15 protein-coding genes are annotated in these 14,666 nt (G+C 64.7%); 7 read left to right on the top strand and 8 right to left on the bottom strand.

What is annotated here, in order from left to right; translation table 11 throughout:
- Positions 1 to 92 precede the first annotated feature (92 nt).
- Entirely contained in the window at positions 93 to 416 is a 324-nt protein-coding gene (locus AABE10_RS06640; protein WP_087738778.1) for an AzlD domain-containing protein, read from the bottom strand.
- Entirely contained in the window at positions 413 to 1,159 is a 747-nt protein-coding gene (locus AABE10_RS06635) for an AzlC family ABC transporter permease (RefSeq protein ID WP_342932498.1), read from the bottom strand. The genes AABE10_RS06640 and AABE10_RS06635 overlap by 4 nt, the downstream gene beginning before the upstream one ends.
- Before the next feature lie 284 nt (positions 1,160 to 1,443).
- Here AABE10_RS06635 and AABE10_RS06630 point away from each other — a divergent pair, with 284 nt between their 5' ends.
- The 6 genes from AABE10_RS06630 to AABE10_RS06605 all read left to right on the top strand — a co-directional run bounded on the left by AABE10_RS06630 (position 1,444) and on the right by AABE10_RS06605 (position 6,450).
- Positions 1,444 to 2,367, top strand: a complete 924-nt coding sequence (locus AABE10_RS06630; protein ID WP_342932497.1) for a branched-chain amino acid transaminase — start codon at positions 1,444 to 1,446, stop codon at positions 2,365 to 2,367.
- Positions 2,368 to 2,444: 77 nt separating this feature from the next.
- Positions 2,445 to 2,639, top strand: coding sequence for a zinc-finger domain-containing protein (locus tag AABE10_RS06625; protein ID WP_007590092.1), 195 nt, complete (start codon positions 2,445 to 2,447; stop codon positions 2,637 to 2,639).
- A gap of 185 nt (positions 2,640 to 2,824) precedes the next feature.
- Positions 2,825 to 3,850 (top strand): lipopolysaccharide heptosyltransferase II, encoded by a 1,026-nt coding sequence (gene waaF / locus AABE10_RS06620; RefSeq protein ID WP_342932496.1) that lies wholly within the window; start codon positions 2,825 to 2,827, stop codon positions 3,848 to 3,850.
- 394 nt (positions 3,851 to 4,244) lie between these two features.
- On the top strand, positions 4,245 to 4,691 hold the full coding sequence (locus AABE10_RS06615; protein ID WP_090865533.1) for a nuclear transport factor 2 family protein: 447 nt from the start codon (positions 4,245 to 4,247) through the stop codon (positions 4,689 to 4,691).
- Positions 4,692 to 4,757: 66 nt separating this feature from the next.
- Complete coding sequence (locus AABE10_RS06610) at positions 4,758 to 5,843, top strand: hydrolase (RefSeq protein WP_342932495.1); 1,086 nt, start codon at positions 4,758 to 4,760, stop codon at positions 5,841 to 5,843.
- Positions 5,836 to 6,450, top strand: coding sequence for a DUF2946 family protein (locus AABE10_RS06605; RefSeq protein WP_342932494.1), 615 nt, complete (start codon positions 5,836 to 5,838; stop codon positions 6,448 to 6,450). The genes AABE10_RS06610 and AABE10_RS06605 overlap by 8 nt, the downstream gene beginning before the upstream one ends.
- On the opposite strand, the gene AABE10_RS06600 is transcribed toward AABE10_RS06605, so the two are convergent.
- Positions 6,447 to 8,135 (bottom strand): M48 family metalloprotease, encoded by a 1,689-nt coding sequence (locus AABE10_RS06600; RefSeq protein ID WP_342932493.1) that lies wholly within the window; start codon positions 8,133 to 8,135, stop codon positions 6,447 to 6,449. The two genes, AABE10_RS06605 and AABE10_RS06600, sit on opposite strands and share 4 nt — an antisense overlap.
- 229 nt (positions 8,136 to 8,364) lie before the next feature.
- Between AABE10_RS06600 and moaC the strand changes: the two genes are divergently transcribed.
- Positions 8,365 to 8,841: a cyclic pyranopterin monophosphate synthase MoaC gene (gene moaC / locus AABE10_RS06595; RefSeq protein WP_342932492.1), complete on the top strand. Its 477-nt coding sequence runs from the start codon at positions 8,365 to 8,367 to the stop codon at positions 8,839 to 8,841.
- Between the two features lie 49 nt (positions 8,842 to 8,890).
- On the opposite strand, the gene AABE10_RS06590 is transcribed toward moaC, so the two are convergent.
- The 5 genes from AABE10_RS06590 to sucC all read right to left on the bottom strand — a co-directional run bounded on the left by AABE10_RS06590 (position 8,891) and on the right by sucC (position 14,650).
- Positions 8,891 to 10,684, bottom strand: a complete 1,794-nt coding sequence (locus AABE10_RS06590) for a PglL family O-oligosaccharyltransferase (protein ID WP_342932491.1) — start codon at positions 10,682 to 10,684, stop codon at positions 8,891 to 8,893.
- 166 nt (positions 10,685 to 10,850) lie between these two features.
- Positions 10,851 to 11,468, bottom strand: coding sequence for a pilin (locus AABE10_RS06585; RefSeq protein WP_428983268.1), 618 nt, complete (start codon positions 11,466 to 11,468; stop codon positions 10,851 to 10,853).
- Between the two features lie 138 nt (positions 11,469 to 11,606).
- The gene (locus AABE10_RS06580) at positions 11,607 to 12,329 is read right to left on the bottom strand and encodes a TerC family protein (protein WP_342932490.1); all 723 of its coding nucleotides are present in this window, start codon (positions 12,327 to 12,329) and stop codon (positions 11,607 to 11,609) included.
- Positions 12,330 to 12,488: 159 nt separating this feature from the next.
- The gene (gene sucD, locus AABE10_RS06575; protein ID WP_342932489.1) at positions 12,489 to 13,370 is read right to left on the bottom strand and encodes a succinate--CoA ligase subunit alpha; all 882 of its coding nucleotides are present in this window, start codon (positions 13,368 to 13,370) and stop codon (positions 12,489 to 12,491) included.
- Between the two features lie 110 nt (positions 13,371 to 13,480).
- On the bottom strand, positions 13,481 to 14,650 hold the full coding sequence (gene sucC, locus AABE10_RS06570) for an ADP-forming succinate--CoA ligase subunit beta (protein ID WP_090865524.1): 1,170 nt from the start codon (positions 14,648 to 14,650) through the stop codon (positions 13,481 to 13,483).
- Between the last annotated feature and the right edge of the window lie 16 nt (positions 14,651 to 14,666).

Here is a 14,666-nt window from a genome sequence, read left to right as displayed (position 1 = left end):
AGGCCGATCTAACCCGTGGCGCGAGAATCCCGGTATTTGGCGGCGCCAGTGGGGCCCGACAGGCTATTGCGCCGCAACATCGGCGCGCCGCGTCAGAAGATCAGCCGCAACGCCGTGAACACCAGCATCCCGACGACGATCGTGCCCAGCATCGTGCGCCGCCAGAGGAACCACGCGAGGCCCGCGAGCGTGCCGTACAGCTCGTGGTTCGACAGCGCGACGGACACGCCGCTGTCCGTCACCAGCACGTCCGGCACGACGACGGCCGCGAGCGCCGCCGCGGGCGCGTAGCGCAGCATCCGTTGCGCGCGCTCGGGCAAAACCGTGCGCTCACCCCCGATCAGAAACAGCGCGCGTGTCAGCGCTGTGACAAACGTCATGCCGATGATCGCGAGCCAGATCTGCAGCGTGGTCATCGTGGGTTCTCCGTGCTGTTGCGGATGCGGCGCAAGTCGGCGCGCTCGACCATCGCATCGGCGGCGCCGCCGGCGACGATCGCCATCACGACGGCGAGCGGCAGCGCGAGCCGGTACGGCAGGTCGAACGCGATCAGCGCGACGATGCCCGCAACGCTGACGGCCGCGAGCGTCGAGCGCGACGAGATCGCCGACACCATCACGGGAATCAGCGCGAGCGTGCCCGCGAGCGAAAGGCCCCAGTTATCGGGAAAGAGGCTCGCGAGCAGAATGCCGACGATCGACGACACCTGCCACGACAGCCAGCTGGAGACGGCCATGCCCCAGAAATAAGCTTCCTTGCCGGGTACATAGCCCGTCGCGAAGGCCTTCTTCTGGAACAGCAGATAGATGACGTCGCCGTTGAAATAGCCGACGAGCAGCCGCCGGTGCAGCGGCAGATACGAAAAATGCGGCGCAAGACCCGCGCTGAAGATAACGAAACGCGTGTTGACCATCGCGGCCGTCAGCAGAATGGTCCAGACGGGCAGCTTCGCGAGCATCAGCGGCAGCACGGCCAGTTGCGACGAGCCCGCATAGACCAGCAGCGACATGCCGAGCGATTGCGGCACCGTCATCACCGATTTGCTCATCGCGATGCCTGTTACGAGGCCCCAGGAGAAGATCGCCATCAAGGTCGGCGAGTAGGCGCGCATGCCATCACAGAAGGCACGGCGATCGAGATCGGACAGGCGAGCGAGCATGAGGCGAAGGCAATGCGGCGCGATGGACGCCGCGACGGCTGGAGGTCAGCGCCAGATCGTGAGGCAGCCGCTGGCGCATGCGGCTTTCTTTTCAGCGACCGCCGGATTATAGCGTCCAGGGTGCCCGCGAATGCCCGTTGCCTGTGCAAATGACGGTAAAATATCGCGTTTGCCGCGTGTCCCCGGCGCTTTGTGTAGTCGGCGCGCCACGCGCATCGCGCGTCACAACAAGTCCGTACACGTTGGAACGTTAGAACCCGAACCCGCACTGCCTGGAGAACCGTATGTCAATGGCCGACCGCGACGGCAAGATCTGGATGGATGGCAAGCTCATCGAATGGCGCGACGCCAGGATCCACGTCCTCACCCATACGCTGCACTATGGGATGGGCGTCTTCGAGGGCGTGCGCGCGTACAAGACGGTCGACGGCGGCACGTCGATCTTCCGTCTGAAGGAGCACACGAAGCGCCTGCTCAACTCGGCCAAGATCTTCCAGATGGACGTGCCGTTCGACCACGAAACGCTCGCCGCCGCGCAGCGCGAAGTCGTGCGCGAGAACAAGCTGGAGTCGTGCTATCTGCGCCCGATCATCTGGGTCGGCTCGGAAAAGCTGGGCGTGTCGGCGAAAGGCAATACCATTCACGTCGCGATCGCCGCATGGCCGTGGGGCGCGTATCTGGGCGAAGACGGCATCAAGAAGGGCATCCGCGTGAAGACGTCGTCGTTCACGCGCCATCACGTGAACGTGTCGATGGTCCGCGCGAAGGCGTCGGGCTGGTACGTCAACTCGATCCTCGCGAACCAGGAAGCTACCGCCGACGGCTACGACGAAGCGCTGCTGCTCGATGTCGACGGCTATGTATCGGAAGGCTCGGGCGAGAACTTCTTCCTCGTGAACAACGGCAAGCTGTACACGCCCGACCTGTCGTCGTGCCTCGACGGCATCACGCGCGACACGGTCATCACGCTGGCGAAGGACGCCGGCATCGAGGTGATCGAAAAGCGCATCACGCGCGACGAAGTCTATACGGCCGACGAAGCGTTCTTCACCGGCACGGCCGCCGAAGTCACGCCCATCCGCGAACTCGACAACCGCACGATCGGCTCGGGCACGCGCGGCCCGATCACGGAAAAGCTGCAATCGGCGTTCTTCGACATCGTGAACGGCAAGAGCGAGAAGTACGCGCACTGGCTCACGAAGATCTGAATTCCGCGGGCGCGGCGGCCACACGTGAAGGCAAACGCCAGCCGCACCCGCTTTTTGCATACAACGAGAAAGTCCCTATGAGTGAAATCAAGGAAATGCCGCTGGTCGAACTGTCGGCGAAGGATCTTCCTGCGTACTGCCCGAACCCGTCGATGCCGCGCTGGAGCAACCATCCGCGCGTCTTTATCGACGTGACGCACGGCGAAGCGCGCTGCCCTTACTGCAGCACGCGCTACAAGCTGCGCGACGGCGAAGTGATCAAAGGTCACTGATCCGCGCGCCGCTTCGTCCGCGGCACGGGCCGCGGCGCCGCGCGTCGTGCGGCAATCCGCGCGGAAAGCCGCACTTCCCGCGCACGCCGGTATAGCCCGAGCCGCAGTCCATTGTTCCTGACAACCCCGGCCCCGCGCGCCCCGTGCGCGCGGCGCTTTATTTTCGACATCGGAAACTCCCCCTGATGCGTCGCGCGTTGGTTATCGCACCGAACTGGATCGGTGACGCATTGATGGCGCAGCCTTTGTTCGCGCGCCTCGTGAAATTGCATCCGCGTATCGCGATCGACGCGGTCGCGCCCAGCTGGGTCGCGCCCATCCTCGAACGGATGCCTGAAATCCGCGACGTCTACGCGACCGATCTCGCGCACGGCAAGCTGCAAATGCTGCGCCGCTGGCAACTGGCGAGCGACCTGCGCGACGTCGGCTATGACGCCGCCTATGTGCTGCCCAACTCGCTGAAGTCCGCGCTGATTCCGTGGATGGCGGGCATTCCGTTGCGCATCGGCTATACGGGCGAAAGCCGCTACGGCTTGCTGAACGTGCGGCACGCGAACCCGCGCAAGGACGAGCGTCCGCCGATGGTCGGCCAGTACGCCGCGCTCGCCTACGCGCCCGGCGCGAAACTGCCCGACGACCTGACACAGCCCCGGCTCGACGCCGACCTGAACGAGGCGGCGCGCGTCTCATCCCGCTTCAACCTGGACACACGCGTGCCGCTGCTGGTGTTCTGCCCCGGCGCCGAGTACGGCCCCGCGAAGCGCTGGCCCCCCGAGCATTTCGCGGCGCTTGCGCAGATGGTCGGCCAGTCGTTTCCGTACACGAAGATCATCGCGCTCGGCTCGCCGAAAGACGCGCCCATCGCCCAGGCGATCGCCGACCGCGCGCCGAACGTGCGCAACCTCTGTGGCCAGACGGCGCTCGGCGAAGCGAGCGCGCTGATCTCGCGGGCGAGCGCCGTCGTGACCAACGACTCCGGGCTGATGCACGTCGCGGCGGCACTGCGCCGTCCGCTCGTCGCTGTCTACGGATCGACCGATCCGCGCCACACGCCGCCCTTGTCGGACCTCGCAAAGGTACAATGGCTGCATCTCGAGTGCAGTCCTTGCTTCCAGCGCGAGTGCCCGCTGGGTCATCTGAACTGCCTGCGGCAACTGAGCGCCGAGCAGGTGTTCGACGATCTGCGCGGCATGCTGATCGCGCAACGCTGAGCGTTCGGGCCGCGCTCCGCCCGCCGAAACGCCTGCCATGTGTTCGCTGGAAAGCATCGCGGGCAGGTTGGCGGCCATCGGTCACGTCTCGTGCGAAGCGCGCCGTGTCCGCTCGATGCGTCATGCTCGCGTCTTGCAGTGCGGGCATGCTGGCGAATGGCCTTGCAGGCGCGTAGGGAAAGCCCGGAAAATCGCCTGAAAACAGGCCGGAGAGTTGACTTGGGATCGGCTTGGGATTCACCCGGAAGCGGCCCGGAACTGTTCTGCAAAAGGCGTGGAAAAGGCCTGTGCATCCGCGCCACGAGCCAGCCTGCGCGAACCGTGCCGCCGACGGCACGAGACGCCGACCACTGACCCGCAACCGCGCGCCTCGCGCGCAAGAGACTGACGAGCCATGCCACGTTTTGCCCACATCTTCGAAGCCGCTGCGGACACGTTGAACGCCTACTACCAGGCCGTCGCGGAGGTCAATATCGACAGCTTGATGGGCCTGTGGATCGACGAGGAGTTCGTCAGCTGCATCTGCGCCGATGGCTCGCATCTGCACGGCCTCGACGCGATCCGCGCGGGCCTCACGCTTCAGCTCGAAGCGCAGCCTGTGTCTATCGAACCGCTCGACATTCGCGTCTACGACAGCCTGGGCACCGTCGTCTATGCGATTGCCGAAGCGCATCGTCCGGCCGACCCGGCAGCCATTCCGTCGATGATCTTCACGACCTATGTGATGGTCCACGAGCGCGGCGAGTGGAAGATCGCGCATATCCACGCGAGTGCGATGCCGAACGAAACGGCCACGCAGTTTGCTGCCAAAATGAGACATGGTCAGGGCGCGCTGCACTGAAGCGCTCCGCGAGACCCGCTTTTCCGAAGCCGCGCCTCGGGGCTTCGCTCGAATACCGGTGTTGGCATGAGCACGACCCACGACAAGAAAGCTTCTTCCAGGCCGGCCCTCGATGCAGCAGCGGCGGCCCTGGAGGCTGCGATGGAGGCGCCCGTCGAGGCGACCGTCGACCTGCTCTACCGTGCCCCGCTGTGGCTGCCCAACAACCATATCCAGACAATCGTCCCCGCCCTGTTCGGCCGCCGTCCCGTGGTCGAGTACCGGCGCGAGCGCTGGGATACACCCGACGGCGATTTCATCGATCTCGACTGGCTCGCGTCCGATCCTCTCACCAGCTATCGCGCGCGCCCCGGCACGCCGCTTTTCGTGCTGTTTCACGGACTGGAAGGCAGCTCGGATTCGCATTACGCGCGCACGCTGATGGCGGCCGCCTGCGCGCGGGGCTGGCTTGGCGTCGTGCCGCACTTTCGCAGTTGCAGCGGGTCGATGAACCTGTTGCCGCGCTTCTATCATCTCGCCGACAGCAACGAAGTCGACTGGGTGCTGCGCCGTCTGCGCGACATGCACGCGGGGCCGATCGTGGCGGCGGGCGTGTCGCTCGGCGGCAACGTGCTGCTGCGCTGGCTCGGCGAGCGCCGCGAGGACGCGTCGATCATCGCGGCGGCCGCCGCGATCTCCGCGCCGCTCGATGTGCACGCCGGGGGCCGCGCGCTGTCGCAAGGCTTGGGCATGATCTACACGCGAAGTTTCCTGAAGACGCTCAAGCAGAAGGCGCAGCAAAAGCTCGCGCAATACCCGGGCCTGTTCGATCTCGACGATGTGCGCGCAAGCCGCACGATGTATGAGTTCGACGACGTCGTGACGGCGCCCCTGCACGGCTTCCGCAATGCCGACGACTACTGGACCCGCGCGAGCACCCGCCCGCTGCTGCCCGAAATCACGGTGCCGACGCTCGTGCTGAATGCGCGCAACGACCCTTTCCTGCCCGGCGCCGCGCTGCCATCGCGCAGCGAGGTATCATCGGCGGTGCAACTCGATCAACCGGAGCATGGCGGACACGTCGGCTTCATGACGGGCCCTTTCCCCGGCCGTATCGACTGGCTTTCGCGCCGTGTCTTCGGCTACTTCGATCCGTTCACGCATCATGGATGACATCGTCAGGCAGGCACTCGCCAAATGGCCGAACGTGCCGCACTGCACCGGCTGGCTGCTGCTCGACAGGCGCGGCAACTGGCGCATGCGCGACGAAGCGGCGCAAGCGGCAGGCGCGCTCGGCGAGCCGATCCGCCACACGGCGCTGCTCGGCTTCATTAATCGCAATTACGAAGCCGATGATCAGGGCCAATGGTTCTTCCAGAACGGCCCGCAGCGCGTGTACGTCGAACTTGTCTATACGCCGTTCGTCGTGCGGCTTTCCACCGACGACGCGGCCGGCAAGCTCACGCTGACCGATCAGGCTGGCGTAGCGTTCGAACCCGCCGCCGCGTATCTCGACGACGAAGGCGGCATTCTCTTCACGGACAAATCCGCGCCCGCGCGCATCGCGGTTCTGCACGATCACGATCTCGACCTGTTCTCCGAACATGCCGAACTCGCCGGCGACGGCCGTAGCGGCCAGTTTCTCTGGCGCGACGATATCGCGTTGACGCTACAGCCGGTGCGCAAGGCTGAGGTCGAGAAGCGCTTCGGATTCGTCGCAAGTCCGGCTGCACGTGCCACGACAGAGGCAGCCTCCGCTTCGGAGAAGTCCTCGCATTAGCTGCTGTCCTTTTCGTCGTCGCGCTCTTCCTTGTAGCGCGCCTCCAATTCATGCAGACGCGCGTCGATGGTCGACAGGTCGTAGTAGCCGACCGACTTGATGTCACGCGCTTCCTTGAGCTGCCGGATCGCCGACGGCCACGCTCCTTCTAGTGCAAACTTCTCCGCGAGCGCGCGATGCTGCGTCAGCGCATCGCCCGTGCCGACGCTCGCTTGCGCGAGATAGCGCCACCAGACGGGCTGCTGCGGATCGGCGCGCGTCTCGCGCAGCGCCTGCGCTTGCGCCTCGCTGAAATGGCGCGCGGTAAGGAGCGTCTGCAGATGCATGTCGATGGCCGCGTGCGATCGCGGCCAGCGCTTTTGCGCGAGTTCCGCGAGACGCACGGCTTCGTCGTTGCGGCCGGCGCGCCGCGCGATATCGACGGCGAGCACGTCGAGGCTCGGCGAACTACGGGTCGCGTCGCCCTCCGCGCGCTCGGCCGATTCGAACGCCGCGCGCGCATTGGCGAGCGCTGCGGTCGCGTCGTCGTAACGCTCGAGCAGCGTCTGCGCGTACGCGATGCCGTACCAGTTGCCCGCCACGTTGATCGCGGTACGATCCTCGAGCTCCGAGCGCATGCGCGAAATGTCGTCCGCGTATTCGCTGCGCGAGCGGTCTTGCAGCACGCGTGCCCGCGCACGCACGAACGCGTATTCCGACGACTGGCGTGGCTGACGGTACGGCGAGCGGCGCGCACGGTCGGACATGTCGGCGATACGCTCGCCCGTCAGCGGGTGCGTGCGCGCATAGGCGGGCGCGCCGGCATCGCTCATCGACGCGCGATCGAGCCGCTCGAAGAACGCGACCATTCCGTACGGATCGTAGCCCGCGCCCGCGAGCAGCTGAAAGCCGACGCGATCCGCTTCATGCTCGGCAGCGCGCGAGAAGCGCAACTGGTTGTCGACGGCGTAGGCCTGCCCGCCCACGGCGATCGCGCTGCCCAGATCGCCGCTGTGCGCGAGGACGCCCGCCAGCACGCCGAGCAGCATGCCCGCCAGCGCTGCGTAGCCGCTATGCTCGCCCGCCGTGATCATGCGCGCGATGTGCCGCTGCAGCACGTGGCCCATTTCGTGACCGAGCACCGATGCGAGTTCCGATTCCGTCTGCGTCGCGACGATCAGGCCCGTGTTCACGCCGATGAAACCGCCCGGCAGCGAGAACGCGTTGATCTGCGCATCGCGCATCGCGAACAGATCGAAGTCCGGACGATAGCCGCCGATGTACTGCGTGGCCGCGGCGGCGCCGAGCTTCGCGGCGATCGAGTTCAGATAGTCGCGCACCAGCCAGTCGTCGAGATAGTCGGGATCGCTGCGGATTTCGCGCATCACGCGCTCGCCGAGCTTGCGCTCGGCTTGAGGCGTGAGCGTTCCGCCCGAGCCGTCGCCGAGGTCCGGCAACTGTTGCGTGGACATCGGCGCGCGCAGGCTCGCGTTGCCGCCCGGGTTGCCGGAGAGGCGCGCCTGCGCGCCGCCATACATGCCGAACACGCCTTGCGCGATGTCGTGCGGCACGGAGGCATCGCCATACGCGTCGAGCGGCCCCGTGACGAGCGGCAGCTCCGAGGTATTCGACGGCTGCGCGATGATCGCGGGCGGAACGGCGAGCGTGACGGACAACAACGCAGCGATAAACCGTTTCAGACGCATTGCGGACGATGGCGAAATCGAAAGCGGCGTAAAGAGCCGGATGGAACGGGCCTCTTGCGATTGTACCGAGCAACGGATGCACGGACTTCCTGAAACGCGTGGGCGGCGGCTCACGCGCGATCGAACGCTGCTGCGCGATGTGGGTTATCGTGAACTGACGGCAATCCGCGCCCGGGAGCCCGACGGCATTCTGCGCTGCTATGATAGGCGCCCTCTGAAGGAGCCAACCATGTCCGAACTCACTCATTTCGACGCAGCCGGCCAGGCGCATATGGTCGACGTCGGCGGCAAGGCGGAAACCAAACGCATCGCGGTCGCGCGCGGATCGATCCGCATGCTGCCCGCGACGTTCGAGCTGATCCGCACAGGCGAGGCGAAGAAAGGCGATGTAATCGGCGTCGCGCGCATCGCCGCGATCCAGGGCGCCAAGCGCACTGCCGATCTGATCCCGCTCTGCCATCCGCTCGCGCTCACGCGCGTGGCCGTCGATTTCGAACTCGACGAGACGGTGCCTGCCGTGCATTGCCGCGTTCAGGTCGAGACGCTGGGGCGTACGGGTGTCGAGATCGAGGCGCTGACGGCCGTTCAGGTCGGCCTTCTGACCGTCTACGACATGTGCAAGGCGGTGGATCGCGGAATGACGATCACCGATGTGAAGGTGCTAGAAAAGCACGGCGGGAAATCGGGGGATTGGGTGGCGCAGTGACGGCGCGCTTAGCGCGCCGCTCACGTTTCTACGACATGGAACAGGCGACTCAACTTTCGTCGTCGCCGTCGTCCTCGTCGTTGTCGTTGATGCCCTTCGGCGGCGTTCCATACTTCTTCATCAGTTCCGCCTTGAACTCGCCCAGCGTCTTCTGCTGATCGCACAGATCGTACAGATACGCGAGTTGCGAAGGCCAGTCGTGCAGCTCTTCCGCGAAAATCTTCAGGCGCTCGACAGTATCGAATGCGCCGTTCGTGTCGCCGGCGAGCGCCTGCAGCACCGCATAGCGACGCAGCACCGTTTCGCCCGGCAGCAACGCGATCGCCTGACGATGCATCGCGAGCTTGTGCGGCAAATCCTGCGCGTTCATCGGCAAGAGCGTCGCCATGCCGTACTCGCCCCATGCACCGAACAGGAACGACGGGTCCTCGCGATACTGGTCGAACGGACGCGAGCCGTAGTACAGCACCTCCGAGCGCGCGTAATCCCGATAGACGGGATACAGCGCAGCCAGCCCGCCGAATACGATCACGACGAAAGCGCCGAACGACACGCCGCCCGGAATCAGACGCAGCGGCTTCGTGTCGAGCAGGCCGAACACGAACATCGCGGGCAACAGGAAAAACATATACTGCTGCGGATATTCGACGAGCGCGTGCATCACGAGCACGCCAATCACCGCAAGGCCGAACACACGCGCAGCCGTGTGCGGGACGCGCACGACGCGCATAAACCATGCACCGAGCCCGAGCAGCACGATGCCGAGTCCGATCAGACCCGTCTTTGCGAGCAGATCGATAAAAATGTCATGCGAGTTGTTCGCGATCTCCACGCCGCCTAGCGCTTTTGCCAGATCGAACTGATAGCGCGGGAATTCGCCCCAGCCGACCCCGAGCAACGGATGCGTGCGGAACATCGTCAAGCCGTATTTCCACAGCGCGATACGCGGCGCGATCTGGCTCGCGTCCTTCATGCGCTCCGCCGCGGACTGCGCGAGACCGAGATCGTAATGCAGGTTCGCCCAGCGGATCGCAGCATTCACCACGAAGAACAACGCGGCGAGCACGACGGGCAACAACCACTCGCGACCGCTTCGACGTCGGGACGCATCGCGGCGCTGCTCGGCGAACGCCATCCAGAAGCCCGCGACCACGATCACGCCCATTTGCAGCCACGGTCCGCGCGACACGGTCAACGCCAGCCCGCCCGAGTAAATCGCCGAGACGAGCAGCCAGATGAAGACGTTGATGCGCCGCGTCTGCACCAGGTACATCGCGCCTGCCGTCGCGAACGCGATGTAGGTTGCGAGGTGATTGGCCTGCGCCATGTTGCCGAACGGACGGCGCTCCGACGTCACGTTGTACGCGACGACGAGCGGAGTCACCTTCACTTCCAGGTGGAACAGCTGGATCACCTGACAGAAGACGGCAAAAAGCCCGCCGACCACCAGCGCGAACGCAGCCACCGTCACCACGGTCTCCGACAGATTCGCGCGATTGAACCCATAGCCCGCGTGCACCGCCATAAACGCAGCAAGCAGGAAGCCCGCGCCGAGCCAGTTCATCGACGGCTGCGCGACGGGCAGCACGATGGACTGCGCGATAAGCACCAGCCCGAACGCCAGAGGCACCAGCGCCACCACGGGAGACGCAAACGTCACACGCGGCCGGGCCGTCGACACGAGAAAAACGACGCCCGCGCCCAGCAGCAGATAGAGCGACAGCGCCGTGAATTCGGCATAGAACGTCGGGATCGGGTACGTGTGGTTGACGACGGCATACGGCAGGATCAACGCACAAGCCAACAGAAATAAGGACAGGTAACGCGCAAAGGGGTTGGACATGAGTAACCGGGGATCTCAGCAACCGGCGCACTATACAAAAAAATCCTTGCGCTGTGCGCCGGCCGGCCGAAATAACCTCGAATCGGGCCACGGCGCGAAAGCTTTCGCCGTGACCCTTGACGATGTTCAACAGACTGAAGGCGCGCCGCCTGTCGTCGGGTTCCCGTCAGCCGCGGCACTCCGGCGGCGCGAGATTCGAAGCCAACGTCGGAGCGTCTACGGGCATCGGTCCGGCGCCCGGCGCGGGGAGCGACGATGCGCCCTTGCCGCCCGCGAAGCATTCCCACGTGATCGTGCCCTTCTGCACCGCGCCCTTCGCAAGCGCGACGCGCGCAGTCGGCGTGTCCGCGTTATCGGGTGCGGACGGCACGAACACGATCGTATTCGCGCCGTCTTCGGCGACGCGCGTCGTGAACGCGACGGTGATCTGCCCGGTGTCGTCGTCGATGTGGATCGACTGGACGTTGCGCGTGGCGGGCGGCGAAGCATAACCGCTGCCGAACGCATTTCCGCTGCCGGCGTTCTCGCCGACGGTCAGCTGCGCAGCGGCCGCCAGCGACAGCCCCTCGCCGACGCGGCTGCGCGCGAGATAGTCCTGATAGGCGGGAATAGCATACGCGGCGATCACGCCGACGATCGCAAGCACGATCATCAGCTCGATCAGCGTAAAGCCCCAGAAGCGCCCGATGCGCGCAAGCGCGGCAGACCATGGGCGCATCGAACGGGTGCGCCGCCCGGGGGCGTGAAGCGTGGACAACGAAGCAACGGCAACAGTAGCGATCATCGGCAGACTCCTCAAAACGAAAGCGCCTGCCCCGGGAATCAGGACAGGCGCTTCGATCGTAGCGAGCCGCGAATGGCGCCGGCAGTCGGCCGAATGGCTAATGGTGCGCGCGCGAATGCATAGGTAGAGTGAATGGCGTCAGTGCATTCCGGGCGGCGTGCCCGTGATGCGCGCCGCATTTCGCCGCTTCATCGCGTAGCCGGCTATCACGACGAACAGCGCGCACGCGATGCGCATGCCGTACTCGGCAATGGGCGTGTCGAGGATCGGCCAGCGATCGCCGGCCGGGTCGTTGACGATGAGGCCGCCCGCGATCCAGCCGAGCAGCGCGCCGCCGATCGTGACGACGAGCGGATAGCGGTCCAGCAGCTTCAGAACGAGCTGGCTGCCCCACACGATCAGCGGAATGCTGACGAACAGCCCGAACACGACGAGGGCAATGCGGTGATGCGGCTCGGCGGCTTCGGCGGCGCCCGCAATCGCAATCACATTGTCGAGGCTCATCACGGCATCCGCGATGATGATCGTCTTGATCGCCGTGATCAGCTTGTCGGCGGGCTTGACGTTCGCGTGCGCGTCCGGTGCGGGCGCGAGCAGGCGCACGCCGATCCACAGCAGCAACAAGCCGCCCGCGAACTTGAGCAGCGGCACGTCGAGCAGCGCGACGGCGAACGCAATCAGCATCACGCGCAGCAGGATCGCGCCCAATGTGCCCCACAGCACGCCCTTCGTGCGCTGCGCAGCCGGCAGATTGCGGCAAGCGAGCGCGATCACGACCGCGTTATCGCCACCGAGAAGGATGTCGATGACGATGATCTGAAAAACAGCGCCCCAATGGAGCGTGGTGAGGAACTCGAACATGGAAAGCAGAATAAAAGGTGGCGAAAGCGGCAGGCAACAAAAAAGCGAGGGAGCAATCGCTCGCTCCCTCGCTTTGAACTGCGTCTTACGAAAGAATTTCGTAAGAGTATCAAAAAACGCCGCAACCAGCGGGCGTTTCCGGCGCTATCGCCATACGTCTTACAGAATGGACTTCAACAGGCGGGCCATTTCCGACGGGTTCTTCGTGACCTTGATACCGCAGGCGTCCATGATTTCCAGCTTCGCGTCAGCCGTATCCGCGCCGCCCGAGATCAGCGCGCCGGCGTGGCCCATGCGCTTGCCCGGAGGCGCCGTGACGCCGGCGATGAAGCCGACCACCGGCTTCTTCATGTTGTCCTTGATCCAGTACGCCGCATTCGCTTCGTCCGGGCCACCGATTTCACCGATCATGATGACGGCGTCCGTATCCGGATCGTCGTTGAACATCTTCATCACGTCGATGTGCTTCAGACCGTTGATCGGATCGCCGCCGATACCGACTGCCGACGACTGGCCGAGGCCCAGCGCCGACAACTGGCCGACCGCTTCGTACGTCAGCGTGCCTGAACGCGACACGACGCCGATGCGGCCTTTCTTGTGGATGTGGCCCGGCATGATGCCGATCTTCAGTTCGTCCGGCGTGATCGTGCCCGGGCAGTTCGGTCCGAGCAGCAGCGTCTTGCGGCCTTCGCGGCGCATGCGGTCCTTCACTTCGATCATGTCGCGAACGGGGATGCCTTCCGTGATGCAGATCGCGAGATCGAGATCGGCTTCGACGGCTTCCCAGATTGCAGCAGCAGCGCCTGCGGGCGGCACGTAGATGACCGAGACGGTCGCGCCCGTTTCTGCCTTCGCTTCCTTGACGCTCGCGTAAATCGGAATGCCTTCGAAGTCTTCGCCAGCCTTCTTCGGGTTCACGCCCGCGACGAACGCTTCGCGGCCGTTTGCGTATTCACGGCATGCGCGCGTGTGGAACTGACCGGTCTTGCCGGTGATGCCCTGCGTGATGACCTTGGTGTCTTTGTTGATCAGAATCGACATGTATTGACCTCTGTTCGTTTGGCGACGTGCGCTTTAGCGTCTTGCGGCAACTCTCTACCCGCGCCGCTCGCACGCCGCCATTCGTAATCCGGTGATAAGCGCCGGGGCGATCAGGCCTTGCCTGCGGCAGCCGCGACGACCTTCTGCGCAGCTTCTTCCATGCTGTCCGCCGAGATGATCGGCAGGCCGGAGTCAGCCAGCATCTTCTTGCCGAGGTCTTCGTTCGTGCCCTTCATGCGCACGACGAGCGGCACTTGCAGATCGACCGCCTTCGAAGCCGCGATCACGCCTTCCGCGATCACGTCGCAGCGCATGATGCCGCCGAAGATGTTGACGAGAATGGCCGTCAGGTTCGGGTTCTTCAGCATCAGCTTGAAGGCTTCCGTGACCTTCTCCGTCGTCGCGCCACCGCCGACGTCGAGGAAGTTCGCCGGCTCGCCGCCGAACAGCTTGATCGTGTCCATCGTTGCCATTGCGAGGCCCGCGCCGTTCACGAGACAGCCGATGTTGCCGTCGAGCGAAATGTACGCGAGGTCGAACTTCGATGCTTCGACTTCAGCGGGATCTTCCTCGTCCAGATCGCGGTAAGCGACGATTTCCGGATGACGGAACAGTGCGTTCGAGTCGAAGTTGAACTTGGCGTCCAGCGCGATCACCTTGCCTTCGCCCGTCAGGATCAGCGGGTTGATTTCGGCCAGCGATGCGTCCGTTTCCCAGAATGCCTTGTACAGGCCTTGCAGGATCGCGCGTGCTTGCGGAATCGATGCGTCGGGCACGCCGATCTTCTTCGCGAGATCGTCGGCTTCGGAATCCTGCAGACCCTTCGACGGATCGACTGCCACCTTGTGGATCGCTTCCGGAGTCTTCTCAGCGACTTCTTCGATGTCCATGCCGCCTTCGCTCGAGGCCATCACGACGACCTTCTGCGAGACGCGATCGATCACGAGACCGACATACAGTTCCTTCTTGATGTCAGCGCCTTCTTCGATCAGCAGACGATTCACCTTCTGGCCTTCCGGGCCCGTCTGGTGCGTGACCAGCTGCATGCCGAGAATCTGGTTCGCATATTCGCGGACCTGGTCGAGCGACTTCGCGACCTTCACGCCGCCACCCTTGCCACGGCCACCCGCGTGGATCTGAGCCTTCACGACCCACACCGGGCCGCCCAGCTCTTCAGCGGCCTTGACCGCATCGTCCACCGAGAAGACCGGCTTGCCGCGCGGTACCGCGACTCCGAATTTCCGCAGGATTTCCTTACCCTGGTACTCGTGAATCTTCATGCGTGATTCCCTTCAG

The organism is Paraburkholderia diazotrophica (assembly GCF_038900755.1).
Taxonomy (GTDB): Bacteria; Pseudomonadota; Gammaproteobacteria; order Burkholderiales; family Burkholderiaceae; genus Paraburkholderia; species Paraburkholderia diazotrophica_A.
Note: the sequence above shows the minus strand (reverse complement) of the source record. Positions and strands in the feature narration are given on the sequence as shown.

Excerpts from the sequence above, each read along its gene's own strand:
- waaF (WP_342932496.1), top strand. The coding sequence starts at position 2,825 with ATGCGTCGCGCGTTGGTTATCGCACCGAACTGGATCGGTGACGCATTG.
- AABE10_RS06640 (WP_087738778.1), bottom strand. The coding sequence starts at position 416 with ATGACCACGCTGCAGATCTGGCTCGCGATCATCGGCATGACGTTTGTC.
- sucC (WP_090865524.1), bottom strand. The coding sequence starts at position 14,650 with ATGAAGATTCACGAGTACCAGGGTAAGGAAATCCTGCGGAAATTCGGA.
- AABE10_RS06585 (WP_428983268.1), bottom strand. The coding sequence starts at position 11,468 with ATGATCGCTACTGTTGCCGTTGCTTCGTTGTCCACGCTTCACGCCCCC.
- AABE10_RS06580 (WP_342932490.1), bottom strand. The coding sequence starts at position 12,329 with ATGTTCGAGTTCCTCACCACGCTCCATTGGGGCGCTGTTTTTCAGATC.
- AABE10_RS06600 (WP_342932493.1), bottom strand. The coding sequence starts at position 8,135 with ATGCGTCTGAAACGGTTTATCGCTGCGTTGTTGTCCGTCACGCTCGCC.
- AABE10_RS06605 (WP_342932494.1), top strand. The coding sequence starts at position 5,836 with ATGGATGACATCGTCAGGCAGGCACTCGCCAAATGGCCGAACGTGCCG.
- AABE10_RS06635 (WP_342932498.1), bottom strand. The coding sequence starts at position 1,159 with ATGCTCGCTCGCCTGTCCGATCTCGATCGCCGTGCCTTCTGTGATGGC.
- moaC (WP_342932492.1), top strand. The coding sequence starts at position 8,365 with ATGTCCGAACTCACTCATTTCGACGCAGCCGGCCAGGCGCATATGGTC.
- AABE10_RS06590 (WP_342932491.1), bottom strand. The coding sequence starts at position 10,684 with ATGTCCAACCCCTTTGCGCGTTACCTGTCCTTATTTCTGTTGGCTTGT.
- sucD (WP_342932489.1), bottom strand. The coding sequence starts at position 13,370 with ATGTCGATTCTGATCAACAAAGACACCAAGGTCATCACGCAGGGCATC.
- AABE10_RS06625 (WP_007590092.1), top strand. The coding sequence starts at position 2,445 with ATGAGTGAAATCAAGGAAATGCCGCTGGTCGAACTGTCGGCGAAGGAT.
- AABE10_RS06610 (WP_342932495.1), top strand. The coding sequence starts at position 4,758 with ATGAGCACGACCCACGACAAGAAAGCTTCTTCCAGGCCGGCCCTCGAT.
- AABE10_RS06630 (WP_342932497.1), top strand. The coding sequence starts at position 1,444 with ATGTCAATGGCCGACCGCGACGGCAAGATCTGGATGGATGGCAAGCTC.
- AABE10_RS06615 (WP_090865533.1), top strand. The coding sequence starts at position 4,245 with ATGCCACGTTTTGCCCACATCTTCGAAGCCGCTGCGGACACGTTGAAC.